Below are 449 nucleotides of genomic sequence, written 5' to 3' on the forward strand. Positions count from 1 at the left end.
ATGTGGCAGGATTGAAGCGGGCGATTAAAACGCCGTCGGAAGAGTACGCTAAAATCGGGCTGCAGAAAGACGGCAAGTATCTGCAGATCAACAGCAACATTCTGCAGATTGAAAATGAACTTTATGCGCCGATCCGCCCGAAACGCGTCACCCGTCGGGGCGAAACCCCGTCCGATGCGCTGTTGCGCGGTGGTATTGAGTATATCGAAGTGCGTTCGCTGGATATCAATCCGTTCTCGCCGATCGGCGTTGACGCCCAGCAGGTGCGTTTCCTCGACCTGTTTATGGTCTGGTGCGCGCTGGCCGACGCGCCGGAGATGAGCAGCGATGAGCTGCTGTGCACCCGCACCAACTGGAATCGGGTGATTCTGGAAGGGCGTAAGCCGGGCTTAACGCTGGGGATTGGCTGCGAAAGCGCGCAGTTCCCGCTGGCTCAGGTGGGCAAAGAT

The 449-nt window shown here is 57.9% G+C and carries 1 pseudogene; it reads left to right on the top strand.

Features of this window, described 5'->3' with window-relative positions:
* Positions 1 to 11: 11 nt before the first annotated feature.
* Positions 12 to 449 (top strand): annotated as a pseudogene (locus tag M3196_RS21785) (hypothetical protein); the annotation flags it as partial.

It is taken from the genome of Fictibacillus nanhaiensis, from assembly GCF_023715445.1.
GTDB lineage: Bacteria > Bacillota > Bacilli > Bacillales > Fictibacillaceae > Fictibacillus > Fictibacillus nanhaiensis_D.